This window comes from Lentzea cavernae, from assembly GCF_014653695.1.
In the GTDB taxonomy this organism is placed as follows: domain Bacteria; phylum Actinomycetota; class Actinomycetes; order Mycobacteriales; family Pseudonocardiaceae; genus Lentzea; species Lentzea cavernae.
In genome coordinates this window covers 318272-340727 of sequence record NZ_BNAR01000006.1, presented here as the reverse complement: position 1 = coordinate 340727, position 22456 = coordinate 318272, and the positions used below count along the sequence as shown (strand labels likewise).

General features: G+C 70.0%; 23 protein-coding genes. 7 read left to right on the top strand and 16 right to left on the bottom strand.

What is annotated here, in order from left to right; translation table 11 throughout:
* The first annotated feature begins 145 nt into the window (after positions 1–145).
* Positions 146–1384 carry an ABC transporter substrate-binding protein gene (locus tag IE307_RS21890; protein WP_191300446.1) on the top strand — a complete coding sequence of 413 codons (1239 nt, stop codon included), beginning with the start codon at positions 146–148 and terminating at the stop codon, positions 1382–1384.
* A 52-nt stretch (positions 1385–1436) separates the two neighbouring features.
* Here IE307_RS21890 and IE307_RS21885 read toward each other — a convergent pair whose 3' ends face one another.
* Positions 1437–3770, bottom strand: coding sequence for a Tex family protein (locus tag IE307_RS21885; RefSeq protein WP_229904952.1), 2334 nt, complete (start codon positions 3768–3770; stop codon positions 1437–1439).
* A 49-nt stretch (positions 3771–3819) separates the two neighbouring features.
* Here IE307_RS21885 and IE307_RS21880 point away from each other — a divergent pair, with 49 nt between their 5' ends.
* Both IE307_RS21880 and IE307_RS21875 read left to right on the top strand, forming a co-directional pair.
* Positions 3820–4917, top strand: a complete 1098-nt coding sequence (locus tag IE307_RS21880; protein ID WP_191300442.1) for an alkaline phosphatase family protein — start codon at positions 3820–3822, stop codon at positions 4915–4917.
* Between the two features lie 45 nt (positions 4918–4962).
* The gene (locus IE307_RS21875) at positions 4963–5823 is read left to right on the top strand and encodes a patatin-like phospholipase family protein (protein WP_229904951.1); all 861 of its coding nucleotides are present in this window, start codon (positions 4963–4965) and stop codon (positions 5821–5823) included.
* On the opposite strand, the gene IE307_RS21870 is transcribed toward IE307_RS21875, so the two are convergent.
* The 8 genes from IE307_RS21870 to IE307_RS47660 are packed head-to-tail and all read right to left on the bottom strand — an operon-like array spanning position 5812 to position 12336.
* A complete protein-coding gene (locus IE307_RS21870) occupies positions 5812–7128 on the bottom strand; it encodes an LLM class flavin-dependent oxidoreductase (protein ID WP_191300440.1) in 1317 nt (438 codons plus the stop codon). The two genes, IE307_RS21875 and IE307_RS21870, sit on opposite strands and share 12 nt — an antisense overlap.
* A complete protein-coding gene (locus IE307_RS21865) occupies positions 7125–7787 on the bottom strand; it encodes an ABC transporter ATP-binding protein (RefSeq protein WP_191300438.1) in 663 nt (220 codons plus the stop codon). Before IE307_RS21865 ends, IE307_RS21870 begins: the two co-directional genes overlap by 4 nt.
* Positions 7763–8596, bottom strand: a complete 834-nt coding sequence (locus IE307_RS21860; RefSeq protein WP_191300436.1) for an ABC transporter permease — start codon at positions 8594–8596, stop codon at positions 7763–7765. The genes IE307_RS21865 and IE307_RS21860 overlap by 25 nt, the downstream gene beginning before the upstream one ends.
* Positions 8593–9615 (bottom strand): ABC transporter substrate-binding protein, encoded by a 1023-nt coding sequence (locus IE307_RS21855; RefSeq protein ID WP_191300434.1) that lies wholly within the window; start codon positions 9613–9615, stop codon positions 8593–8595. Before IE307_RS21855 ends, IE307_RS21860 begins: the two co-directional genes overlap by 4 nt.
* 3 nt (positions 9616–9618) lie before the next feature.
* Positions 9619–10101, bottom strand: coding sequence for a flavin reductase family protein (locus tag IE307_RS21850; RefSeq protein WP_191300432.1), 483 nt, complete (start codon positions 10099–10101; stop codon positions 9619–9621).
* Entirely contained in the window at positions 10101–11060 is a 960-nt protein-coding gene (locus tag IE307_RS21845) for a TauD/TfdA dioxygenase family protein (RefSeq protein WP_191300430.1), read from the bottom strand. The genes IE307_RS21850 and IE307_RS21845 overlap by 1 nt, the downstream gene beginning before the upstream one ends.
* Before the next feature lie 44 nt (positions 11061–11104).
* Positions 11105–12220 carry an ROK family transcriptional regulator gene (locus IE307_RS21840; RefSeq protein WP_191300428.1) on the bottom strand — a complete coding sequence of 372 codons (1116 nt, stop codon included), beginning with the start codon at positions 12218–12220 and terminating at the stop codon, positions 11105–11107.
* Positions 12221–12261: 41 nt separating this feature from the next.
* Positions 12262–12336: a putative leader peptide gene (locus IE307_RS47660; RefSeq protein ID WP_373306032.1), complete on the bottom strand. Its 75-nt coding sequence runs from the start codon at positions 12334–12336 to the stop codon at positions 12262–12264.
* Positions 12337–12528: 192 nt separating this feature from the next.
* Between IE307_RS47660 and IE307_RS21835 the strand changes: the two genes are divergently transcribed.
* Positions 12529–13443 (top strand): alpha/beta fold hydrolase, encoded by a 915-nt coding sequence (locus tag IE307_RS21835; protein WP_191300426.1) that lies wholly within the window; start codon positions 12529–12531, stop codon positions 13441–13443.
* Here the strand turns inward: IE307_RS21835 and IE307_RS21830 are convergent.
* Together IE307_RS21830 and IE307_RS21825 are read right to left on the bottom strand one after the other, a co-directional pair.
* Positions 13353–13859: a hypothetical protein gene (locus tag IE307_RS21830; RefSeq protein WP_229904950.1), complete on the bottom strand. Its 507-nt coding sequence runs from the start codon at positions 13857–13859 to the stop codon at positions 13353–13355. The two genes, IE307_RS21835 and IE307_RS21830, sit on opposite strands and share 91 nt — an antisense overlap.
* A 47-nt stretch (positions 13860–13906) precedes the next feature.
* A complete protein-coding gene (locus tag IE307_RS21825) occupies positions 13907–15427 on the bottom strand; it encodes a WS/DGAT/MGAT family O-acyltransferase (RefSeq protein ID WP_229904986.1) in 1521 nt (506 codons plus the stop codon).
* 221 nt (positions 15428–15648) lie between these two features.
* Here IE307_RS21825 and IE307_RS21820 point away from each other — a divergent pair, with 221 nt between their 5' ends.
* Entirely contained in the window at positions 15649–16467 is an 819-nt protein-coding gene (locus tag IE307_RS21820; RefSeq protein ID WP_191300419.1) for an esterase/lipase family protein, read from the top strand.
* Positions 16468–16471: 4 nt separating this feature from the next.
* On the opposite strand, the gene IE307_RS21815 is transcribed toward IE307_RS21820, so the two are convergent.
* Positions 16472–17245: a helix-turn-helix transcriptional regulator gene (locus IE307_RS21815; RefSeq protein WP_191300417.1), complete on the bottom strand. Its 774-nt coding sequence runs from the start codon at positions 17243–17245 to the stop codon at positions 16472–16474.
* Positions 17246–17310: 65 nt separating this feature from the next.
* On the opposite strand from IE307_RS21815, the gene IE307_RS21810 reads away from it, so the two are divergent.
* The gene (locus IE307_RS21810; RefSeq protein WP_191300415.1) at positions 17311–18045 is read left to right on the top strand and encodes an SDR family oxidoreductase; all 735 of its coding nucleotides are present in this window, start codon (positions 17311–17313) and stop codon (positions 18043–18045) included.
* Between the two features lie 2 nt (positions 18046–18047).
* Here IE307_RS21810 and IE307_RS21805 read toward each other — a convergent pair whose 3' ends face one another.
* Positions 18048–18965, bottom strand: coding sequence for a hypothetical protein (locus IE307_RS21805; protein ID WP_191300413.1), 918 nt, complete (start codon positions 18963–18965; stop codon positions 18048–18050).
* 11 nt (positions 18966–18976) lie between these two features.
* Entirely contained in the window at positions 18977–19945 is a 969-nt protein-coding gene (locus IE307_RS21800; RefSeq protein ID WP_191300411.1) for a DUF2332 family protein, read from the bottom strand.
* A gap of 57 nt (positions 19946–20002) precedes the next feature.
* Between IE307_RS21800 and IE307_RS21795 the strand changes: the two genes are divergently transcribed.
* A complete protein-coding gene (locus IE307_RS21795) occupies positions 20003–20761 on the top strand; it encodes an enoyl-CoA hydratase/isomerase family protein (protein WP_191300409.1) in 759 nt (252 codons plus the stop codon).
* A gap of 4 nt (positions 20762–20765) precedes the next feature.
* Here IE307_RS21795 and IE307_RS21790 read toward each other — a convergent pair whose 3' ends face one another.
* Positions 20766–21365 (bottom strand): MBL fold metallo-hydrolase, encoded by a 600-nt coding sequence (locus IE307_RS21790; protein WP_191300407.1) that lies wholly within the window; start codon positions 21363–21365, stop codon positions 20766–20768.
* Positions 21365–22453 (bottom strand): S-(hydroxymethyl)mycothiol dehydrogenase, encoded by a 1089-nt coding sequence (locus IE307_RS21785; RefSeq protein WP_191300405.1) that lies wholly within the window; start codon positions 22451–22453, stop codon positions 21365–21367. The genes IE307_RS21790 and IE307_RS21785 overlap by 1 nt, the downstream gene beginning before the upstream one ends.
* Positions 22454–22456: the final 3 nt, after the last annotated feature.

Genomic DNA, 22456 nt, shown 5'->3' with positions numbered 1-22456 from the left:
AGCTAGCACACTCCGTAACCGAACGGTAGTCACATGAACCTTACGGAGCTGTGTTCCGTAGCACATAAGGGGGCATTATGTGGGCCCCCGCCCAATACTGAGCTACCGCTTAGTATGTCTCGATCATTTGGACAAGGACCTCTGCATGCCCCTCCGCCGTGTACTGCCCACCGCCGCCTTGGCCCTGGCCGTCCTGGTGGCCGGCTGTGGTGCCAAGGAAGACGCGAAGGCCCAGGTCAAGACCGGGCCGGGCGTTACCGACGACACGATCTCGCTCGGCATCCTCACGGACATGACAGGGCCGTTCAAAGCCTCGGCGCTGACCCGCATGAAGGGCTACGAGCTGTACTTGAAGCAGGTCAACGACCGCGGCGGCATCTGCGGCCGCAAGGTCGAGCTGAAGACGAAGGACCACGCGTACGACGTGCAGAAGGCGCTCGACGCCTACTTCGACCTGGAACCCCAGGTCCTGGGCCTGCTGGAACTCGCGGGCACGCCGATGACCGCGGCGATCGAGCCCGACATCATGCAGACCAGGACGCTGACCGCGCCGGCCTCGTGGGCCGCGTCCTTGCTCGGCAACCCGCACATGATGATCGTCGGCACCACGTACGACCTCGACGTCATCAACGGGCTCGACCACTACAAGCGTCGCGGTGTGATCAAGGAAGGCGACACCGTCGGCCACGTCTACGCCCAGGGCAGCTACGGCGACAACGCCGTCGAGGGCAGCCGGTTCGTCGGGACGCAGTGGAACATGAAGATCGCCGAGCAGCCGATCAGCGAGACCGCCGCCGACCTCACGCAGCAGATCGCCGCGCTCAAGGCCGCGGGCGCGAAGGCCGTCGTGCTCAGCACCACCCCCGCCCAGACCGCCGCCGCCGTCGGGGTGGCCGCGGCGCTGAAGTGGGAGGTGCCGTTCATGGTCAACGTGGTCGGCTTCGACACCGCGATCCTCGACTCGCCGGTCGGCCCGGCCGTGGAGAAGCAGGTGTCCGTGGTGACGTCCGTGGCGCCGTTCACCGGCAGCCAGCCCGGCCCGCGCGAGGTGGCGGCGGCGTTCAACAAGTACTACCCGAACGACAAGCCCGCGATCTACGTCGACCACGGCTACACGGTCGCGAAGGTGTTCCTCTCGGTCGTCGAGAAGGCCTGCGAGAAGGGCGACCTCTCGCGCGACGGCGTGCTGGACGCGTTCCACAGCACCAACGGCCTGGACACCCAGGGCCTGACCAGCGCGTTGCACTACTCGCTGGTGGGACGGCCCTCGGCCACGCAGTCCTACATCACGAAGGTCGACTCGAAGGCGCCCGGCGGTCTCACCACCGTCGAGGAGCTGTTCGAGTCGGAGCTCGTGAAGCTCAAGGGCACGCGGGCCAAATAGGCGCCAAATGAGAAACGCCCCCTCCCGCGTGCGGGAGGGGGCGTTTTCCGTCCTACTTGCCGAATCCGGCCTTGCGGAGCGCGTCCGCCATCGACCCGCTCGCGGGCGGCGGCGCGGTGCGCTGCTGGCCACCACCGCGCTGCTGTCCGCCGCGCTGCTGCGGGCGGCCGCCGCGGTCACGGCCACCGCCGCCCCCGCCCTGCTGCTTCGGAGCGGGCTTGCCCGGCTCGTCGGTCAGGCGCAGCGTCAGGCCGATGCGCTTGCGGGCCTCGTCGACCTCCAGCACCTTCACGCGCACCACGTCACCGGACTTCACGACGTCGCGCGGGTCCTTCACGTAGGTGTTCGAGAGCGCGGAGATGTGCACGAGACCGTCCTGGTGCACGCCGATGTCGACGAACGCGCCGAACGCGGCCACGTTCGTCACGACGCCCTCCAGCACCATGCCGGGCTTGAGGTCGGCGATCTTCTCAACGCCGTCCGCGAAGGTCGCCGTCTTGAACGCCGGGCGCGGGTCGCGGCCGGGCTTCTCGAGTTCGCGAAGGATGTCCGTGACGGTCGGCAGACCGAACTGCTCGTCCACGAACTGCTCGGGCCGCACCTTCGTCAGCACCGCGGTGTTGCCGATGAGCTCGGCGCCCGCGGCCTCCTGGATGCGGCGCACGACCGGGTACGCCTCCGGGTGCACCGAGGAGGCGTCGAGCGGCTCGTCGCCCCCGCGGATCTTGAGGAAGCCCGCGCACTGCTCGAACGCCTTCGGGCCCAGGCGCGCGACGTTCATCAACGCCTTGCGGGTCTTGAACGGGCCGTTGGAGTCGCGGTGCAGCACGATGTTCTCCGCGAGGCCGGCGGTGATGCCGGAGACGCGGGTCAGCAGCGGCACGGACGCCGTGTTGAGGTCGACGCCGACCGCGTTCACGCAGTCCTCGACCACCGCGTCGAGCGAGCGCGACAGCTTCGACTCCGCCAGGTCGTGCTGGTACTGGCCGACGCCGATGGACTTCGGGTCGATCTTCACCAGCTCGGCCAGCGGGTCCTGCAGGCGCCGCGCGATCGACACCGCGCCGCGGATCGTCACGTCGAGGTCGGGCAGTTCGGACGACGCGTAGGGCGACGCCGAGTAGACCGACGCGCCCGCCTCGGACACCACGATCTTGGTGAGGTTCAGCTCGGGGTGGCGCTTGATCAGGTCGGCGGCCAGCTTGTCGGTCTCGCGCGAGGCGGTGCCGTTGCCGATCGCGATGAGGTCGACGTTGTGCTGCTTGGACCACGCGGCGAGCTTCGCGATCGACTCGTCCCAGCGGTTCGCGGGCACGTGCGGCTGGATGACGCCGTGCGCGACGACCTTGCCGGTGGCGTCGACGATCGCGACCTTCACGCCCGTGCGGTAGCCGGGGTCGAGGCCCATCGTGGCGCGCGTGCCGGCCGGGGCGGCCAGCAGCAGGTCGCGCAGGTTCGAGGCGAACACCTTCACGGCCTCGTCCTCGGCGAAGCTGCGCAGCCGGCCGCGCAGGTCGATGCCGAGGTGCACGAGGATCCGCGTGCGCCACGCCCAGCGGACGGTGTCGGTGAGCCACTTGTCGCCGGGGCGGCCGCGGTCGTCGATGCCGAAGCGGGACGCGATGCGCGCCTCGAACGTCGAGGGGCCCTCCTCGCGCGGCTCCTCCGGCTCCAGGACGAGGTCGAGGACCTCCTCCTTCTCACCGCGGAAGAGCGCGAGGATGCGGTGCGACGGCAGCTTCGCGAACGGCTCGTCGAACTCGAAGTAGTCGGAGAACTTGGCGCCGTCGGTCTCCTTGCCCTCGCGGACCTTGGAGACGACGCGGCCGCGCGTCCACATCTGCTCGCGCAGGTCGCCGATCAGGTCGCCGTCCTCGCCGAACCGCTCGACCAGGATGGCCCGCGCGCCCTGCAGGGCGGCCGCGGCGTCCGCGACCTCCTTGGCCGGGTCGACGAACTTGGCGGCCTCTTCCTGGGGGTTCAGGCCGGGATCACCCAGAAGTGCGTCGGCCAGCGGTTCGAGACCGGCCTCCTTCGCGATCTGGGCCTTGGTGCGGCGCTTCTGCTTGTAGGGCAGGTAGAGGTCCTCGAGCCGCGCCTTGGAGTCGGCGGCGTGGATCTGCGCTTCCAGGGCTTCGGTGAGCTTGCCCTGCTCGCTGATCGAGCTGAGGACGGCCGCGCGGCGCTCCTCCAGTTCGCGCAGGTAGCCGAGGCGTTCCTCGAGCGTGCGCAGCTGGGCGTCGTCGAGACCGCCGGTCGCCTCCTTGCGGTAGCGGGCGACGAACGGGACGGTCGCGCCACCGTCGAGCAGTTCGACAGCAGAGCCGACCTGGCCTGCGGCCACTCCGAGCTCGTCAGCGATCTTCTGGTGGATGAGCGTTGTCACAGCGCGCCATTCTGCCCGCTGCCGGATTCGACGTGGCACGGTGTCCTTCATGACCATCGCCGCGGTCGTCCCATCACTGCTGTCGGGCCTGGACGTTCCTGGCGCCGACAACACGCTAGGCCTGCCACGGGCCCGGCGTGTCGTCCTGCTGCTCGTCGACGGGCTCGGCCACGAGCTGCTGCGCTCGTACGCCTCGCACGCGCCGTTCCTGTCCTCGCTGCCCGACCGGTCGATCGACGCCGGGTTCCCGTCCTCGACGGCCACGAGCCTCGCCTCGGTCGGCACCGGGCTGCTCTCCGGTGAGCACGGCATCGTCGGTTACACGTTCGCGGTCGGCGACGAGGTGCTCAACTCGCTGACCTGGTCGCGTGCGGGCGACCACCGCCACGACCTGCGCAAGGCGCTCGTGCCCGAGGTCGTGCAGCCGCACCCGACGCTGTTCGAACGGGCGGCGGCGGCCGGGGTCGCGGTCAGCGCGGTCGCGCCGCTCACCCACCGCGGCAGCGGGCTGACGAGGGCGGTGCTGCGCGGGTCGTGGTTCCGCGGCGTGGCCGGGTTCGGCGACCTCGCGCTGGGGTCGGTCGCGGCGGTCGCCGAGGACCGCTCGTTCTGCTACGCCTACCACCCCGACCTGGACACGATCGGGCACTTCTACGGCCCCGGCTCCGAGGAATGGGTGCTGCAGCTGGAGTTCGTCGACGCGCTGGCGTCGCGGATCGCGTCACGGCTGCCCGCCGGCTCGCTGTTCGTCGTCACGGCGGACCACGGGATGATCACCGCGGGCGAGCGGATCGACTTCGACACGGAACCGCTGCTGTGGCAGGGGGTGCGCGTGATCGCCGGCGAACCGCGGGTGCGCTACCTGCACACCGAGACCTCCGAGGTGCTGCCGGTGTGGCGGGAGTTCCTCGGTGACAGGGCGGACGTGCTCACGAGGGAGGACGCGGTGGAGGCCGGGTGGTTCGGCCTGGTCAGCCCGCTCGCGGCGGACCGCATCGGGGACGTCGTCGTCGCGATGAAGGGCACCGCGGTGCTGCTGCGCGGCCAGGCCGAGCCGAGCTGGAACGCCCTGACGGGGTTCCACGGGGCGCGGACCAGGGAGGAGATGGCGATCCCGCTCCTGGTCCACTCAGTACCTTCAGCGTAGACCGAATCCAGCCGCTTCCCGCACCTCGTCTTAGGATCACCGGACGTGACGATCGAACTGCCAGGACCAGTCGCCTTCGTGCTCGGCGGTGGGGGAAGCCTCGGCGCCGCCCAGGTCGGCATGCTGCGCGCGCTGCGGGAGCACGGCGTGCGGCCCGACCTGGTCGTCGGCACGTCGGTCGGCTCGGTCAACGGCTCGTTGCTCGCCCTCGACCCGGACGAGGCCGCGGAACGGCTGGCCGTGCTGTGGCAGGGCATGACGCGGCAGCGGGTGTTCCCCGGCGGGCCGATCGCGCAGCTGAGGTCGTTGCGCACCAACAAGACCTACCTCTTCCCGAACACCGGGCTGGCGCACGTGCTGTCCGAGGGTCTCGACGGCCGAACCTCGTTCTCCGACCTGACGCTGCCGTTCGGCGCGGTGTCGGTGAACGGCGTGACCGGGGAGGCCGTGAACATCACCGAGGGCGAGCTGGTGCCCGCGATCCTCGCCAGCGCGGCGATCCCGGGTGTCTACCCGCCCGTGCGCATCGGCGACCAGGTGCTCTACGACGGCGGGGTGCTGGCGAACGTGCCGATCCGCCAGGCCCTCGCGATGGGCGCGAAGTCGTTGGTGGTGCTGGACTGCGCGTTCCCCGGCCACCTGCCGACGGTGCCGGAGACGCTGGCCGAGACGTTGTTGTTCTGGGCGACGCTGGGCATGCGCAACCAGGCCGTGCTGGAGGTGGAGCTCGCGTCGCAGAGCGCCCCGGTGCTCTACCTGCCCGGCCCGCCCGTGCAGGCCGTGACGCCGCTGGACTTCTCGCACACCGCGGAACTGGTCGAGGCCTCCTACCTGGCCTCGACCACGTTCCTCACGTCCCTGGAGTTCGCCGGCGTGGGCCTGTACGGGCACCCGTCACACGGGTAGCGCCGCGAACTGGCCGGCGGGGCGCGGCAGGCCGTAGTGCTCGCGCAGGGTGCTGCCGGTGTACTCGGTGCGGAACAGGCCGCGTTCCCGCAGGATCGGCAGGACCTCGTCCGCGAACCGCTCCAGCCCGGACGGCAGCACGGCGGGCATGATGTTGAACCCGTCCGCGGCGCCCGCCCGGTGCCACTGCTCGAGCTGGTCGGCGACCTGGACCGCGGTGCCGGTGAACGTCTTGTGGCCGCGGCCGCCGCCCAGCCTGCCGATCAGCTGGCGGACGGTCAGGTGTTCGCGCCGGGCCAGTTCCACGATCAGCGTGTACCGGGACTTGGCGCCCTCGATCGCGGCCTCGTCCGGGAGGTCGGCGGGCAGCTGCTCGTCCAGTTCCAGGTGGTCGACCTTGAGCAGGCCCGCGAGTTGCCTCGCCGCGTGCTCCGGGACGATCAGCCGTTCCAGTTCGGCGTCGAGCGCGTGCGCTTCCTCCTCCGTGGAGCCGATCACCGGGACCAGGCCGGGCAGGATCTTGACCTCGTCCGGGTCGCGGCCGAACTCGATCGCCCGGCGCTTCACGTCCTGGTAGAACGCGACGGCGTCCTCCAGCGTCTGGTGGGCGGTGAAGACGGCTTCCGCGTGCTTCGCGGCGAAGTCCCTGCCGTCCTCGGAGCTGCCGGCCTGGACGAGCAGCGGGTGGCCCTGCGGTGAGCGCGGGACGTTGAGCGGGCCGCGCACTTTGAAGTGCGGGCCGACGTGGTCGATGGTGTGGACGCGGTCGTCGACGGCGTGCACACCGGTCGCCTTGTCGGCGATGATCGCGTCGTCGTCCCAGGAGTCCCAGAGCTTCTTCGACACCTCCACGAACTCCGCCGCCCTGTCGTAGCGGGTGAGGTGGGCGGGCTGGGCGTCGAGGCCGAAGTTCTGGGCCGCGTCGTCGCCCGCGGTCGTGACGATGTTCCAGCCCGCGCGGCCACCGCTCACGTGGTCGAGGCTCGCGAACCGGCGGGCCAGGTTGAACGGCTCGTTGTAGGTGGTGGACGCCGTGGCGATCAGGCCGATCCTCGTGGTGACGGCGGCGATCGCGGTGAGCAGGATGGTCGGCTCGATCTTGCCGGACGGGCGGCGGCTCGGTTTTCCCCACAGCACGGGGGAGTCCGCGAGGAACACCGAGTCGAACTTGGCCTCCTCGGCGATGCGCGCGATGCGTTGGTGGTAGGCGATGTCGATGTGCGCCAGCGGTTCCGACTCCGGCAGGCGCCACGACGCCTCGTGGTGGCCGGTGTCGTGGAGGAACAGGTTGAGGTGGAGCGTCATGCGGCTACTCCGATGCCGAGTGCGGACAACAGGTGCGTGCGGTCGGCGTCGCGCGCCGGGAGGTCGAGACCGATGCGGCTCTCCTGCAGGACGACCACGCGGTCGGCGAGTTCGATGGCCTCGTCGACGTCGTGCGTTACCAGCAGGACGGCCGGCCGGTGCTTGGCGCAGAGTTCGCGCAGCAGGTCGTGCATCTTGATGCGGGTCAACGCGTCCAGCGCGCCGAACGGTTCGTCGGCCAGCAGCAGCCGGGGTTCGCGGACGAGGCAGCGGGCGAGCGCGACCCGTTGCTGCTCGCCGCCGGACAGCTCCGCGGGCCACGCGCGCTCGCGGCCCTTGAGGCCGACCTCCTCCAGCGCCGCCCTGCCCCTGCCGGGTCTCACGCCGAGCTCGACGTTGTCCAGCACCCGCAGCCACGGCAGCAGCCGGGAGTCCTGGAACGCGACGGCGACCTCCTGCGGGACTTCGAGCTCTCCGCTGCCGGTCACGTCGTGGTCGAGCCCGGCGATGGCCTTGAGCAGCGTCGACTTGCCCGATCCGCTGCGCCCCAGCAGGGCCACGAACTCGCCGGGCGCGATGGTGAGGTCGAGGTCGTCGAGGACCGTGCGCTCCTGGAACGCGCGGGTCAGTCCGGTCACCCGGACAGCGTGCGCCGCCATGCCAGCGCCCTCCGTTCGATGATCCGCAGCAGCGCGTCAGAGAAGAACCCGAACAGGCCGTAGACGACGAGCCCGACGACGATCACGTCGGTCTGGCCGTAGTTCTGGGCCTGGAACATCAGGTAGCCGATGCCGCTGGTCGCGTTGATCTGCTCCAGCACCACGAGAGACAGCCACGACGCGGTGACCGCGAGCCGCAGCCCGAGGAAGAAGCCGGGCAGGGCGCCGGGGAAGACGACCTTGCGCACGTACTGGGAGCGCTTGAGGCCGACGGCCTCCGCCAGTTCGACGTACCGGCTGTCGATGCTCGTGAGCGCCGAGTAGGTCTGCAGGTACATGATCGTCGCGATGGTCACGGCGATCACCACGATCTTGAACTCCTCGCCGATGCCGAGCCAGAGGATCAGCAGCGGGATCAGGCCGAGCGACGGGATCGCGCGCTTGACCTGGACGGTGCCGTCGATCAGCGCCTCGCCGACGCGGCTCAGCCCGGAGGCGATCGCGAGCAGCGTTCCCGCTGTGGCGCCGAAGAAGAAGCCGAGTGCGGCGCGTTGCAACGAGGTCAGGATGCTCTCGGGGAGCTTGCCGCTCTCAGTGAGTTCGATTCCTGTGTGGACGATCGTCCACGGCGCGCTCAGGATGCGCGGGTCGAGTGCGCCGGTCGCCGACGCGACGCTCCAGACGGCGATGATCAGCGCGGGCCCGAGCAGCCGTCCGTACGGGATGGGTCTGCCGAGCCCCAGCCGTCGTCGCCGGGTGGGGCTCGTGGTGGCGGTGACGGCCTTCGGGCGTTCGAGGACCTGGGTCATGTCCGGCTCCGGTACTTGGCGTCGACGGCCTCGGCGGCGACCTTCTCGAACCTGCGGTCGAAGAGCTCGGTGACGTCGAACTTCTCGACGAAACCGCCCTCCGCCAGCAGGTCCGCGGTCTCCTGCTCCCACTGGACCGCGCGGTCCCAGCTCGTCGGGAAGGTCAGCGGCGGCTGGGACTGCACGATCCGGTCGCCGTCTGCCTTGGAGACGTTCTGGTCCTTCACGTAGTAGGCATCGACCCACTTGTCCGGGTTCTCGTCGCTCCACACGGTTCCGCGTGCCCAAAACGGGATGAACGCCTTGATCGCGGCGAGCTTCGCCGGGTCGTTGAGGACCTCGACCGGCGCCCACAGGACCGTGAGCAGGTCGACGGAGTTCATCTCGATCGCCCGCGCGTCCGGGTACTGGCCGAGGTACTTGGTGAGCTGCGGTTCGGCGAGCACGGCGACGTCGACCTGGCCCGCCTGCACGGCGGTGAGGAACTGGTTGCTGGTCAACGGGATCAGCTCGACGTCGGTGATCTTGAGCCCGAGCTCCTTCAGCGTGCGCAGCACCACCACGCCCTGGGCCTGGCCCTGGCTGAACGCGATCTTCTTGCCCTTGAAGTCTCCGAGCGACTTGATCGGGGAACCCGGCTTGGTGGCGTAGGTGTAGAGCGGCTCGTCGCGTTCGCCGACGGCCACGATCTTGGTCTGCAGGCGGGTGGCCTGCGCCTGGATCGGCGGGATGCCGGCGTTGGCGCCGAGGTCGACGGACCGGGCGCGGAACGCCTGGATGACGTCGGGCCCGGCCTGGATGTTCGGCCAGTCGCTGACCTGGAACGGGAGCTTGCCCAGCTCACCGCTCGCCTCGAGCTGCTTGAGCGTGGTGCGGATGGAGATCGAGAGCTTGGTGTCGGGCGGGGGCGCGGTCGTGGGCAGGTCGCCGAGGACCTGCGTGGTGGTGCCGCCGCCCGCGGAGCACCCCGCGGCACCGAGAGCCGCGAGGCCGAGCAACAGGGAACGTCTGGTCAGCATCGGTCACACCTGGCCGATCGTGTGGTAGGAGCCGTCGTGGTAGAGCAGGGGAGGGGAGGAGTCGGAGACGTCGCTGTCGACGACCCGCGCGATGACGACCGTGTGGTCGCCGATCTCGATGAGCCGGTGGGTCTCGGCGCGCAGCCAGTTCGACCCGGTGATCACGGGATCGCCGCCGCCGAGCCGGTGCCAGTGGTCGCCGGCGAACCTGTCGATGCCGCTGGTGGCGAACGTCCGTGCGACCGCTTCCTGGTGCGCGGTCAGGAAGTTGACGACGATCGTGCGCGCCAGGTTGATGTGCGGCCAGCTCGACGACGACCGCGCGATGCCGAACGACAGCAGCGGCGGGTCGAGCGACAGCGACGTGAGGGAGGTGGCGGTGAACCCGACCGGCCCGTGCTCGGCGTCGGCGGTGATCACGACGACCCCGGCGGCGTGGCGGCGGAACGCCTGCTTGAAGTCGGCGCCCGGCAGGACCGCCGTCATCAGTCGACCTTCACGGCGTGGTCCGCGGTGAAGGGACGGCCCGCGACCAGCGTGGACTCGCGCCCGTCCGGCCCGACCGGCGTGTCGCCGACGATCGTGACGCGGTGCAGGGTGCGCTGGACGTCGAGGTGCTCCAGGTCGCGCGGCGCGAGGTGTGCGGTGGCGCGGTTGTCCCAGAACGCGACGCTGCCCGGCTCCCAGCGGAACCGCACGGTGTACTCGGGCCGCGTGATCTCGGCGTAGAGCAGGTCGAGGACCGCCTTGCTCTCCGCTGCCGTGGTTCCTGTGATGTGGCTCGTGAAACCGGGGTTGACGAACAGGCCCTTCTCGCCGGTGACCGGGTGCACGCGCACCACCGGGTGTTCGGCGACGAGCAGGTTGTCGTTGACGCGCTTGGCGTACGCGCCGTCCGCGACCTTCACCGAGCCGCCGTAGCGGTGCTCGGCCCTCAGCCCGTCCACAAAGGACTGGAGTGGCTTCGAGAGGCCGTTGTACGCGGCGACGAGGTTCGTCCACGTCGTGTCGCCGCCGATCTCGGGCACCACGTCGGCGCGCAGGATCGAGGCGGCCGGCGGGTTCACCGCGGCGGTGACGTCGGTGTGCCAGCCGGAGAAGTAGCTGTACTGGCGCTTCTGGGTCTGCTGCTTGAAGTCCTTGCCGTAGCGCTCCGCGTAGCGGCGCGGGTCGATCGTGAAGATCTCCGGGAAGCCGGTCGGCGGGGCGTCGTCGTGCGGGTGCGCGTAGGTGAGCTCGCCGAACTGCCGGCCGAACGCGATCTGGCTCGCGTGGTCCAGTTCCTGGTTCCGGAAGAAAATCACCTTGTGCGTGTGGAGTGCCTTTTGAACCGTTTCCAACTCGGTCGCGCGAAGCGGCCTGGAAATGTCGATGTCCGAGATTTCCGCGCCGATGTGCCCGGCGATCGGCTTGACGGTGACGGTCTTTTCCTGGACTGAGGTCATGGGTAGAGCTTGCAGTTCAGGGCGTTGCCGTGTCTATTTTGCGCTCACGGAAAATAAGTCGGCTGACCATAGAGTTCGCTGAGCACGACGGCTCCTGCGGCCACGCTGAGCACGTTGCGTCCGAAACTGCTGAGAATTACCTCGCTCGTGCGTGATCCGATTTCTTTTGTCAACACCTCCCAGCATTCAGGAATGAACATCGCCCCCGCCTCGACCACGACGAGGACGTCCGGGTTGATCACGTCGAGCAGCAGCCGGGCGGCCTGCCCGACCAGCCCGGCCCGGTGGTTCAGGAGTCCGGCCGCCCTGCGGTCACCGCGTTCGGCGGCGTCGACCACGTCCATCAGCAACGGCTCGCGCACTACACCTCGCTCCACCGCCCGTTCGGCGATGGTCTTGTCCGACACCGCCGCCTGCAAGCACCCGACGCCACCGCACGGGCAGGGCGTGTCGTCACCCCGCAGCCGGAGGTGCGCGATCTCCCCGGCCGCACCTCCGGGCCCGCTGTGCACCGCGCCGCCCGTGACGATGGCCGCGTCGACCACGTTCCCGACGAACAGGTGCACCAGGCTGGTGCGGGCTCTGGGGTCAGCCCCGAAGAGCTGCTCGGCCCGCGCGAGTGCCCTCGAGTGCGACTCGACCTGAACTGACGTGTCGAGCGCGGTGGTCAGAAACTCCTTGGCACGAACGTCCTTCCAGCCCAACTGGCTGTGCTCGGCGATCGTCCCGTCGTCCACGCGCCCACCGGTCGCGACCCCGACCCCGATCGGCACCCGGTCGTGCCGGCGCAGGAACGCGGGCACCCGTTCGGCGATCCGGCGCAACGCCTGCTCCGGCGCAGGCCGGTCGTGCGTCTCCCGCTCCTCCGCGATCACCCGCCCCCGCAGGTCCACAAGTGCCAGAGTCGTGTGCCCGTAAGCGATGTGCACCCCGCACACCACGTGCCGGTCCACGTCGATGTCCACCGGCACGTGCGGCCGCCCGATCGTCACCCGCGGAACACGCGTGTCGACCTCCCGCACCAGCCCGCGCTCGGCCAGCTCGGCGTACTGCTTGGTGACGGTCGCGGCACTCAACCCCGTCAGCCGCGCGATGGTGCTGCGCGCGACGGGCCCGTGCTCCAGCACGGACCTGAGCACGGTGGCGGCGGTGCGGCTCATGCGGTCCCTCCCCTTCTCGCAGGGGTTCGTCTGATCTCCGGTCAGGCGAGGGCGGGCACCGCACAGATCGCGCTCGCCTGCCGACGGAGGTCGACGTGGCGGCGCGTGCTGAGCACAGATGCCTGGGACACGCCTCCGACTCTGACATCCCGCGCTGCCGCGGCCAAGGGCGCCCACGTGGTGGGACCACCGGATGTGCGACGCTCCGGACACCGGGTGGCTCGGCTGACGTGCAAGCCGGCGACCCCCTGGAAGTCGCGCTGAAACGTCACTACCGATCGGTACGCCCAACCGACATACTGGTTGGTATGACGACTGTGGCGAACTTCGGCGGCACCAGCCACCACGCGGACCTCGACGGGCCCGTGCACTGGGTCGACTTCGGCGGACCGGAGGACGCGCCGCGCGTCGTCCTCGTGCACGGGCTGGGCGGCTCGCACCTCAACTGGGTGCTGCTGGCGCCTCTGCTCGCGAAGAAGGTCCGCGTCACGGCCGTCGACCTCGCCGGGCACGGGCTGACCAACCCGGAGGGGCGGCAGAGCACGGTCCAGGCCAACACGAAGCTCCTGGGCCGGTTCCTGCGGGAGGTCGTCACCGAGCCGGTGGTCCTGGTCGGCAACTCGATGGGCGGGCTGATCTCGCTCTTCCAGACCGCTCACGACCCCGAACTGGTGCGGGGCCTGGTGCTGGTCGACCCCGCGCTGCCGATGGTGTTCGGGACGCGGCCGGACCCGACGATGCTCTCCACGTTCTTCCTGTACTCCGTGCCGGGGCTGGGGGAGCGGTTCCTGGCGAGGTCGAGGACCGCGCCGGCCCGCCGCCAGGTCGACCGCCTGCTGGAGCTGGTCTGCGCGGACCCGTCGGGCATCCCCGAGGAGCTCAAGCAGGCGTCGGAGCACCTGATCGGCGAGCGCGCCAAGGTCGAGGGCCTCGACAAGGCGTTCCTCGAGGCGGCGCGCAGCGTCGTGTTCACGAGCTCCAAGCGCGGCGCCTACTACGGGGCGATGGCGAAGGTGCGCGTGCCGGTGTTCCTGATGAGCGGTGATCGGGACAGGCTCGTCAACGTCGCCGCCGCCCGGTACGTGGCCCGCAGGTTCCCGCACTGGCGCTACGACGAGTACGCGAACGTCGGTCACGTGCCCCAGATGGAGATTCCCGAGGTCGTGTCCGAACGGGTCCTGGACTGGATGGACGCCAACCGCCTGAGCACGTCCGCGAGCTGACGCAGCGTGAGCCGCTCCCGCAGGACGGGGGCGGCTCCGGTCAGCACGAAGTGGTCGTCGTGCTGCTCGACGCCCGTCAGCTCGATGCCGCGCGGCAGTTCCGGCACCGCGAACACGCGTGCGGGCAGCCACCTGTGCAGCCGCACGTGCAGCTCGGTGCCGACCAACTGGACGGTCAGCGGCAACCAACTGACCGGTTGTAACTCCGGGATGTCCGAGAAGTCCACTTCGACGCGGAACTCGACGGGCGACGCCACCAGCACGGCGGGCGGGTTCACGTGGACGTCCCGGCACACGACCGTCGCGCGGCGGGCACGCCAGCGCGACCACCTCACGTCCTCCAGCTCGATCCGGACGTCGTCGACCTGGCCGAGGGCCAGCCCGAGGGCGCCCAGCCGCGCGTCGAGTCCCACCACGGTCAGGTGCAGGTCGTGCGCACCCGCCTGGACCGTCAGATCGTGCCTCAGGCCGTGGTCTCCGGCTTCGCACCATTGGTCGACGCCTTGGCCGCCGAACGGGCCGCACGCGGCTTCGGAGCCGCCTTCTTGGCCTCGACCACCTTCTTGACCTGCACGACCTTCTGGGCAGCCTCGGTGCGCTCCGCCGCCTCGGCCGCCAGCGCGACCATCTCGTCGAAGCCCGCCCGGATGCCGTCCGCGAGCAGCTGGACGTCCGGCACGCCGTCGAAGTCGGCGTTGATGCCGAAGGTGAACCTGTCGAGGTAGGAGAAGATGCCGACGGTGATCCGGATCGTCGACGCGACCGGCACGTACGGGAACATCTCCACCAGCGGGCGCCCGAGCATGTAGAGCGGGATGCGCGGGCCGGGGACGTTCGTGGTGACGGTCTGCAGGATCTGCTGCGGGAACCGCATCGCGGTGCGCGAGCCCAGCGCCATCAACGTCGGCGCGGCGAAGTTCGACAGGTTCGTCAGCACGTCGGCGCCCGCGGCCTGGCGGGAGCCCTTCAGGTCGTCCATCTGCTCGCGGATCGACGCGAGGCGCTTCACCGGATCCGCCTCGCCCACGGGCAGGTTGACCAGCACGGCGCTGACGCGGTTGTTCAACTCGTTGTGCTGGTCGGACTTGCGCATCGACACGGGGACCATGGTCCGCACGACCATGCCCTCGGTCAGCTCACCGCGCTTCTCCAGCAGGTCGCGGAAACCGCGGGTGATCGCCGTCAGGATGACGTCGTTGACCGTGCCGCCCGCGGCCGTGCGGATCTGCTTGATCTCGGCCAGGTTCGCGCGCGCCCACACCCAGCGGCGGTGCGGCCCGATAGGACCGTTCAAAGAGGTCGCCGCCCGCGTGACCAGACGCTTCGCCGTACCGGGAAGAGAACCGAGAACGGACTTGCCGAAGTCCAGGATCTCGTTGAGGGAACGGACGTTCCGGGCGACGGCGGGCAACGCGGACAGGTGCTGCACCGGCGTCACCACGGCGTCGCGGACGCCGTCGATCACCAGGTCGAGCGTCGAGGGCTGCGGCTGCGGCTTCCACTCCTTCGGCTCCGGCAGCACGCTGTCCTGCTTGAAGTCCAGGATGAGCTGCAGCATGTCCGAACCGGACACTCCGTCGATCATGCAGTGGTGGACCTTGGAGATGATCGCCCAGCGACCGCCCTCGAGGCCCTCGACCAGCCAGGCCTCCCACATCGGCTTCGAGTCGTCGAGCTTCTGCGCGAAGATCCGGCCGGCGAGGTTGCGCAGCTGGTCCTCCCCGCCCGGCGACGGCACCGCGGTGTGGCGCACGTGGTAGAGGATGTTGAAGTGGTCGTCGTCGACCCAGACCGGGCGGCCCACGTGGAACGGCAGCGCCTTCACCTTCTGGCGGTAGCGCGGAACCTGGTCCATGCGCGCCAGGAAGAGCCGGATCACGTCGCCGTAGGACGGCGCGGGCCCGTCGAAGACCAGGACGGAACCCACGTGCATCGGCACGTTCTCGTCCTCGATGAAGTAGAAGCTGGCGTCCAGGGAGCTCATGCGATCCACTCGAAAAATGGTAGAGCAGCGTTGCGTCTCAATCGACGTCCATGCAGGTGAGAGGCACTGCACAGCTGTGAGGTTGCCGACGCGTTACCGGCACGTGGCGAATCGAGACTCGAAAGTGCTGGCAAAAAGATCGTTCACGAAACATCATGGACTCACCGGGCGACGTGGCCCGGGGCGCCGGCTCGGGGTTGTCGACGTGTGGGGAGGCTCCTATGTCTGCCGTACCTTCGGACGAAGTCTTCGAAGTGCCTGCTGCTCCGCCCCTCCACCTGGTCAGAGGCAACGCTCCCGGTCTGTTCTGGTACCTCACCGAACCCACCCGCTGCGCGCTCGACGTCAGCGAGTTCGTGGCCACGCGGGCGATGCTGCGCGGCGCGCCGTCCGGTGACGGCCACCCGGTCCTCGTCTTCCCCGGCCTCGGCGCCGCGGACTCCTCCACGGTGATGCTGCGCCGTTTCCTGTCCGGGCTGGGCTACGACGTCAACCCGTGGGGCCTGGGCCGCAACATCGGGCCGACGCGCAAGGCCGTGGACGGCATGCACGCGTTGGTGAAGAAGGTCTCCGACGCCTACGGCGCACCGGTCTCGATCGTCGGCTGGTCGCTGGGCGGGATCTTCGCGCGCGAGATGGCGCGCGACCACCCGCACCGCGTCCGCCAGGTCATCACACTCGGATCGCCGTACAACATGAGCGATCCCGTGCAGTCGCGGGCGATGCCGGCCTTCTCCCTGTTGTCCCGCCTGCACATCCCGAAGGACGAGTTCCCGCCGCTCGAGTCGACGAGGCCGCCGATCCCGGTGCCCGCCACGTCGATCTACTCCAAAACGGACGGCATCGTCTCGTGGGAGTCGTGCGTCGAGGAACCGGGGCCGCGCAGGGAGAACATCCAGGTGTCGTCCTCGCACCTGGGCTACGGCTTCAACTCCAGCGTCCTGTGGGTCGTGGCGGACCGGCTGGCGCAGGCGGAGGGCACGTGGGCGCCCTTCGCCGCGCCTCCCGGCATGGCGCGCCTGTACCCGCGGGCCGCCTGAATCCCTAACAGGGCAACGGATCCGCGTAGACCACGAGCGTGTGGTCGGGCTGCTCGGCGAGGTGGAACGCCGCGTACGAGTACTCGACGGCGCCGAGTTCCGGGTGCCGCAGGCGCTTCCGCCCGCCCTGACGGGGCTGCACCTCGTAATGGGGCCACCAGGAGCGCACCTCCTGGCTGGCCTCGTGCAGGTCCTCGACCAGCGCGGTGAACCGGGCCTCGCCGGGGTGCCGGGCGGTGAGCGCGCGAAGCCGGGCCAGCAGTCCGCGCGCCTCCACCTCCCAGTCGATCAGCACGTGGCGCGACTCCGGATCGGCGAACACCCAGCGCGCGAAGTTCGGCTCCCGCTCGTCCAGGCCGGGGAACAGGACGGTGGTCGCCGCGTTGTGGCTGAGCACGTCGTAGGCGGGGCCGATGACGTACGCCGGGTTCGGCTGCAGGAGCGCGGGAACGGCGGCCACCTCCGGCGGCAGTGGCGCGGCGGTGGTGTCGTCCGGCGCCTGCCCGGCCAGGTGGAACAGGTGGTCCTTTTCGGACCGGTCGAGCCGCAGCGCCGACGCGAGCGCGGTGAGGACCTGGTCGGACGCCCGCACGTCACGGCCCTGCTCGAGGTAGGTGTACCAGGTGGCGCTGATCCCGGCGAGCACCGCGATCTCCTCACGTCGCAGCCCCGGCGTCCGGCGCCGCGCGGTGGGCGGCAGACCTGCCTCGGCAGGGGTGATCCGCTCCCGGCGGCTGCGCAGGTACACGCCCAGCTCACGTCGTCGCTCCGCAGTCATGGCACCTCCAGTACCAGAATAAACCGGCTCTGAATACCAGGCTGAGCCCGGCTCAGGCTGAGGTCATGGCTATCGAAGGCAAGGTCGTGGCGATCACCGGAGCGAGCAGCGGGATCGGCGAGGCGACCGCGTTGCTGCTCGCCGAACGAGGCGCACGGCTCGTTCTCGGAGCACGACGGACGGACCGCCTCACGGATCTGGTGAGCAGGATCGAGCGAGCGGGCGGCACGGCGGTGAGTACGCGCACGGACGTGACGCGCCGCGAAGACCTGCATGCGTTGGTGGGCCTCGCCCGTGAACGGTTCGGGCGGCTGGACGTGCTGGTCGGCAACGCCGGTGTGGGCCCGATCTCGCCGCTGGACGACCTGCGCGTGGACGAGTGGGACGAGATGGTCGACGTCAACATCAAGGGCGTGCTGCACGGCATCGCGGCCGCGCTGCCGGTGTTCCGGGAGCAGGGGTCGGGGCACTTCGTCACGACGGCCTCCACGGCCGCGTTCACCGTGGCGCCGTCCATGGCGGTCTACGCGGGCACCAAGGCCGCGGTGCGGGCGATCTGCGAGGGCCTGCGCCAGGAGGCGGGGGCCTCCCTGCGGGTCACCACGGTGTTCCCGGGGTTCGTGCACACCGGCTTCGCGGAGGCGTCGTCCAACACCGCCGTGCGGGAACGCATCGCGGGCCTGCGGGACGAGATCGCGATCCCGCCGGACTCGATCGCCCGCGCCATCGCGTTCGCCGTCGAGCAGCCGGCCGACGTCGACGTGAACGAGATCGTCGTGCGGCCGGCTGCCCAGAGTTAGGTCTAGCGGAAGGAGTTGCGCGTGTAGGTCAGGCTGAAGTCGCCCTTGTTGGAGAAGTACCGGTCGATCAGCAGGGCCGGGTCGGTGGCCACGTAGCCGCGGTAGACCGGGCCGTCGTTCTGGTCGTCCCAGCCCCACGGCGCGTTGGCGGCGTTGTCCTTGCCGTTGTCACCGCGGAACGTGCCGAACGACGAGAAGGTCTCCGCATTGGCGCGGCGAGCCCACATCCCGTTAGCCTCCAGCGTGTTCACCAGTCGGTAGCCGACGCTCCTGTCGTTGCCGCCCGACGGCACCTCACCGGTCGCGGCCGGTTGGTAGACCACGCCGTCACCGCCGGGGAACTCGGCGCCGTTCCAGCGGTACAGGCCGTGGCCCTTGGCCTCCTGGAACGTCGCCGGACGGCCGCCCACCAGCAGCAACGTGCCGTCGATGGTCTCCGCGCCGTTCTGGTAGGGCGACCCGGCGGGCACGTAGGAGTAGAAGTCGCTGTGCGCCACGGTGACCGCGGCCTCGAGCTTGCCGAACCCGCTGTCCTTGCGGACGGCGAGCAGCAGGCCCTCCAGGTCGTTCTCGTGGGTGCGCTGGCCGAACGGGTCGGGCTGGTCGTCCCAGTCGCGCGGGTGGAAGAAGCCGTAGACGAGGAACCAGTGCGTGGCCGTCTCGACGACCGAGTAGTAGGCGGCGCCGGTGAGCTTGGCGAGCTGGGTCTGGTTCTCCCAGTTGTTCAGCGTGTTCCAGTCGCCGTCGAAGTCCACTGTGGACAGGTAGTCGGCGTCGGCGTCGGACGAGTCGGTGTCCTGGTGGTGCACGGGGGCCCAGTGCAGCGCCAGGTCGTGGTCCGAGACGGCCGCGTGGGCGGGCGCGGTGAGGGTCGTCGTGAAGAGGGCGACGGCCAGCAGGGAGGCGCGGATCGTTTTCACGACGGCGCAATCTAGCTGTAGATGGTGACCGTCAGGCGGGGGTTCGAGCGAAAATCAGTCGACTCGTAGGCAACGCGCGCGAGTGGCATCGAACCCGCCGCCGCCGTCAGCGTCGTCTCGATCTCGTGGCGTTCGTCCTCGGTCAGGTACGCCCAGAACGAGCTGTGCCAGATCACCGTGTACGTGCCGCGCTCCTCCGGCGGCACGAGGTTCTCGCGCAGCCACCGCCCGGCGGGGGAGCGGGCCACCTTCACGCCGACCCTGGCGGCGAGCTCGATGGCGTCGTCGAGGTCCCACCGCAGCGCGTCGTGCTCGGGCGGGATGAACGACTGCAGGATCATCGCGTGCTTGGGGTCGGCGGGGTCGCGCGGCTGCAGGTCGCAACCGGCCCTGTCGACGATGCGCAGGTTCGGCGGCTGCGGCCCGACCGCGGCCAGCCGCACGGGCGAGTCCTTGTCGCCCCACTCCCAGCCGAGGCCGAACCAGCGGTAGTGGTCGAGGATCAGGTTGAGCCCCGCGCACGCGCCGAGCTCGAGCAGCCGGACCTTCGGCGCGCCGATCATCGTGAGGCCCCGCAGGAGGAACCCGGCCGTCTTCGGCTGGTGCTGTTGCACGGTGCGGTCGAGCGCGGCCAGGATCTCGCCGGGGTTCTCGACGATGGCGCTCCGCGCCGCGAGCCACGCCAGCAGCGCCGGCGAGTCGGACTCCCCGCCCATCGCCGCCGCGTGCGCGCTGGCGAACCGCTCGGTGAGCTCCGGGGCCCTGCCCGACAGCATCAGCAACCGCACCCCCGCGAGCGCCTGGACGCCGAACAGCGGGCTGTGCACGGCGCTGTGCGAGCACAGCAGGTCCGACACGGCCCCGCCCTTGTCGAGCTCGCTCGCGAGCTCCGACAGGATGCGCGCGGACACCGGCGCGGTGGTGCGCAACCGCACTGCGAACGTGCGCAACGTGGAAGCGCCTATGGCAGCCGCGGTCACGTGTCCTCCAGTGTCGTGAGCAGGGGACTTTACAAGGGCGTCGGTATCGTGCGGCGGGTGAGCGAGTTCCTCGAGCTGTCCGCGGCCGGTCCGGTCGCCACGTTGACGATCAACCGCCCGGCCAAGCGCAACGCCATGAGCTACGAGATGTGGTCGGCCCTGCCGGGGTTGCTGGGGCGCGTTTCCGCAGATGAGACTATTCGCGTGCTCGTGATCCGCGGTGGGGAGCACTTCTCCGCCGGTGCCGACATCGCCGAGTTCTCGACGTTGCGCAGGGGTGCCGAGGGCGCCGCCCACTACGGCGAAGCCGTCCACAACGGCGAGCGCGCGATCGCACAACTGGACAAGCCGACGATCGCCGCGGTCTCCGGGGTCTGCGTCGGCGGCGGCTGCGAGATCGCCCTGGCCTGCGACATTCGGGTGGCGTCCGTCGACGCCCGGTTCGGCATCACGCCCGCGAAGCTCGGCATCGTCTACAACTTCACGTCCACGAAGGCGCTGGTCGACGCCGTCGGCCCGGCGTGGGCGAAGCAGATCCTGTTCTCCGCCGACCTGATCGACTCGGCGACGGCGTTGCGGATCGGGCTCGTGAACGAGGTCGTGGAGTCGCTGGACGCCCGCGTGAAGGAGCTGTCCGAGCAGATCGCGGGGCGCGCGCAGGTGTCGGTGCGGGGCGCCAAGAAGATCATCAACTCGATCACGGACGGCGGGCACGAGGACGACTTCGTGCGCGCGCTGTACGCGGAGGCCGCCTCCAGCGCCGACTACGCCGAGGGCGTGACGGCGTTCCTGGAGAAGCGGCCTCCGCGGTTCTGAGCGGCTAGAACACCTCGGCGGCGATCGTGGTGTCGTCGCCGTGGCCGGTGTGCACCACGGTCTCGCCGGGCAGCGTCAGCAGCTTCTCCCGGATCGACGCCTCGATCGTCGGCCGGTCCGAGAACGACCGGCCGGTCGCCCCGGGCCCGCCCTGGAACAGCGTGTCGCCCGTGAACACCGCGCCCAGCGACGGCACGTAGAAGCACACGGCGCCAGGGGAGTGCCCCGGCGTGTGCAGCACGTGGATCTCCTCGCCGGCCACGGTCAGCACCTGACCGTCCTCCAGCGCCTGGTGCGGGAGGACGCCGGTGTGCGTCAGGTTCCACACCACGTGGTCGGCCTGGTGCAGGGCGAGCGGCGCGCCGGTCGCGTGCGCCAGGTCCGGTGCGACCCGGACGTGGTCGTCGTGCGCGTGCGTCAGCAGGATCGCCACGACCTTGCGGCCGTCCACGACCTTCAGGATCGCGTCCACGTCGTGCGGGGCGTCGATGACGACGCACTCGCTGCCGTCGCCGATGACCCAGACGTTGTTGTCGACGTCGAAGGTCTCGCCGTCCAGCGAGAACGTGCCGGACGTGACCGTGTGGTCCACGCGGAGCGGCATCAGAACACCACGACCGATCGCAGCACGTCGCCGTGGTGCATCTTCTCGAACGCGCCCTCGACACCGTCGAGCGCGATCTCCTCGGTGACGAACGCGTCGAGGTCGAAGCGGCCCTGCTGGTACAGGTCGACCAGCATCGGGAAGTCGCGCGTGGGCAGGCAGTCGCCGTACCACGAGGACTTCAGCGCGCCGCCGCGCGAGAAGAAGTCGATCAGCGGCATCTCGAGCTGCATGTCCGGCGTCGGAACACCCACCAGGACAACGGTTCCGGCGAGGTCGCGTGCGTAGAACGCCTGCTTCCACGTCTCGGGGCGGCCGACCGCGTCGATCACGACGTCCGCGCCGAACGAGTCCGTCAGGTCCTGGATCGCGGTGACGACGTCGTCGACCTCACGGGCGTTGATGGTGTGCGTGGCACCGAATCCCTTGGCCCATTCCAGCTTCCGCGGGTCGGTGTCGACGGCGATGATCTTCGCGGCGCCGGCGATGCGGGCGCCCGCGATGGCGCCGTCACCGACACCGCCGCAGCCGATCACGGCCACCGAGTCGCCGCGGCCGACGTTGCCGGTGTTCACGGCGGCGCCGACGCCGGCCATGACACCGCAGCCCAGCAGGCCGACGGCCGCGGCGCGCGCGGACGGGTCGACCTTCGTGCACTGTCCTGAGTGGACGAGCGTCTTCTCCGCGAACGCGCCGATGCCGAGCGCCGGCGACAGCTTCGTGCCGTCGGTCAGCGTCATCGGCTGCGAGGCGTTGAACGTCGAGAAGCAGTACCAGGGCTTGCCGCGCTTGCACGCGCGGCACGTGCCGCAGACCGCCCGCCAGTTCAGCACGACGAAGTCGCCGGGTGCGAGGTCGGTGACGCCCTCGCCGACCGACTCCACGACACCCGCGGCCTCGTGGCCCAGCAGGAACGGGAAGTCGTCGTTGATGCCGCCCTCGCGGTAGTGCAGGTCGGTGTGGCAGACGCCGCACGCCTGGACCTTCACCACTGCCTCGCCGGGGCCGGGATCGGGCACCAGGATCGAGGTCAGTTCGACGGGTTGACCTTTGCCACGGGCGACGATGCCCTTGACCTCTTGCGCCACTGG

Bases quoted from the DNA above. Each gene is read 5' to 3' on its own strand.
- IE307_RS21845 (WP_191300430.1), bottom strand. From the start codon at position 11,060: ATGACCTCAGTCCAGGAAAAGACCGTCACCGTCAAGCCGATCGCCGGG.
- IE307_RS21870 (WP_191300440.1), bottom strand. From the start codon at position 7,128: ATGACGCTCCACCTCAACCTGTTCCTCCACGACACCGGCCACCACGAG.
- IE307_RS21850 (WP_191300432.1), bottom strand. From the start codon at position 10,101: ATGACGGCGGTCCTGCCGGGCGCCGACTTCAAGCAGGCGTTCCGCCGC.
- IE307_RS21890 (WP_191300446.1), top strand. From the start codon at position 146: ATGCCCCTCCGCCGTGTACTGCCCACCGCCGCCTTGGCCCTGGCCGTC.
- IE307_RS21840 (WP_191300428.1), bottom strand. From the start codon at position 12,220: ATGAGCCGCACCGCCGCCACCGTGCTCAGGTCCGTGCTGGAGCACGGG.
- IE307_RS21855 (WP_191300434.1), bottom strand. From the start codon at position 9,615: ATGCTGACCAGACGTTCCCTGTTGCTCGGCCTCGCGGCTCTCGGTGCC.
- IE307_RS21825 (WP_229904986.1), bottom strand. From the start codon at position 15,427: ATGAGCTCCCTGGACGCCAGCTTCTACTTCATCGAGGACGAGAACGTG.
- IE307_RS21860 (WP_191300436.1), bottom strand. From the start codon at position 8,596: ATGACCCAGGTCCTCGAACGCCCGAAGGCCGTCACCGCCACCACGAGC.
- IE307_RS21820 (WP_191300419.1), top strand. From the start codon at position 15,649: ATGTCTGCCGTACCTTCGGACGAAGTCTTCGAAGTGCCTGCTGCTCCG.
- IE307_RS21865 (WP_191300438.1), bottom strand. From the start codon at position 7,787: ATGGCGGCGCACGCTGTCCGGGTGACCGGACTGACCCGCGCGTTCCAG.
- IE307_RS21810 (WP_191300415.1), top strand. From the start codon at position 17,311: ATGGCTATCGAAGGCAAGGTCGTGGCGATCACCGGAGCGAGCAGCGGG.
- IE307_RS21790 (WP_191300407.1), bottom strand. From the start codon at position 21,365: ATGCCGCTCCGCGTGGACCACACGGTCACGTCCGGCACGTTCTCGCTG.
- IE307_RS21835 (WP_191300426.1), top strand. From the start codon at position 12,529: ATGACGACTGTGGCGAACTTCGGCGGCACCAGCCACCACGCGGACCTC.
- IE307_RS21815 (WP_191300417.1), bottom strand. From the start codon at position 17,245: ATGACTGCGGAGCGACGACGTGAGCTGGGCGTGTACCTGCGCAGCCGC.
- IE307_RS21880 (WP_191300442.1), top strand. From the start codon at position 3,820: ATGACCATCGCCGCGGTCGTCCCATCACTGCTGTCGGGCCTGGACGTT.